Origin of the sequence: Campylobacter sp. US50a, assembly GCF_004379015.1 — a bacterium.
Lineage (GTDB): Bacteria > Campylobacterota > Campylobacteria > Campylobacterales > Campylobacteraceae > Campylobacter_D > Campylobacter_D jejuni.
This window is the reverse complement of record NZ_RYYJ01000044.1, coordinates 1-1,214: the sequence shown is the minus strand read 5'-3', so window position 1 is coordinate 1,214 and position 1,214 is coordinate 1. Positions and strand designations below refer to the sequence as shown.

Sequence of the window (1,214 nt, the reverse complement as noted above, 5' to 3'; positions counted from 1 at the left end):
CTCCTTACAGGCTCAAATGAACTTCCTAATAATCCTTTTTACTTTGGAGAATTAGATCAAGATAATACTATAAAACAAGATACACCTAGTTATTATTTTTCTCCTAAAGATGAAAGCAGTGGTTTAGGAAGACTTAGTATCTTTTATAAAAATGATGAACTTTGCTTGCTTAATTATTCTATTATAGAAAATTCTTTAAATATTAAATTAGAATGTTTAAGCAAACAAAGCTTAGAGTATAAAGACTTAATTTCAAACACTTTAAAAGAACAAAAAACCACACAAGTAGATAAAAAACAAGCTATAGCCAAACTTCATGCTCTTTTAGAAAATCAAAACCTAGAATGTATCCATGGAGGTAAAGTCATACTTAAATCAAACAAAGGAAAAACTTTTAAAGATGATGGTGTGCCTATAATGCTAGAAAGTGATTTATTAAACTCTAGTATAGTAGCTTGTCCTAATACTATAGCAGGTGTAAGTGTTCCTTGTACTAAAGTTGTTAATGTAAAAGGATCCTTATCTCAAAAGAAAGTCAATAATGAATATGTAATCTTACAAGAACTCATCTCAGCTTGTAAAACAGATAAAGGCTTTGCTTTAAAAGTAAGCTTTACTCCTACTAAGTTTAAATTTGATCACAGCTTTGATCCTAAAGAGGGCTTAGGAGAACAAAGTAAAAATCAAATAGAGTTAAAAGAACCTATAATAAGACTTCATTATAAAAGTGATAGATTTCAAAAAGATAATTTACCTATCTATAATCTTTTAATCAATAATGAAAAAAAAGAACAAGATAAGGCTTTAAATGAATTTAATATAGATTTAAAAGATTTAAAAGATATAGAGGATATAAATATTCTTAATCAATTCAAACAAGACTTTAGTAAAGATTATGAATTTAAAGAATTAAATCTTAGCTTTGATACTAATTTAATCAAACTTTATTTTATTATCCCAAAAAACATTGCTAAAGTTTATAAAAGTGCTTATAAGGAATTTGAAAATAAAGATTTAGGAGTAGGGTATTTTACACAGCTACATGAGTATGATAAAATCATCAAAAATGCTTTAGAAGATAATAAAGAATTAAACGAATATCATTTAACTTTTTTAGCTCCTGCAAAAATGCAAAATTTAAAACTTCAAATCGCACAAGGACTAGATGAAATCTTAGAAGATGAAGATAGAAAACAAGAGCTTTATGTTTGTAA

The 1,214-nt window shown here is 26.2% G+C and carries 1 protein-coding gene; it reads left to right on the top strand.

Annotation, left to right across the window (positions count from 1 at the left end; all coding sequences use genetic code 11):
* Nucleotides 1-1,214: hypothetical protein (locus tag ELQ11_RS09540; protein ID WP_243833556.1), on the top strand; the 1,214-nt coding region annotated here is incomplete at both ends.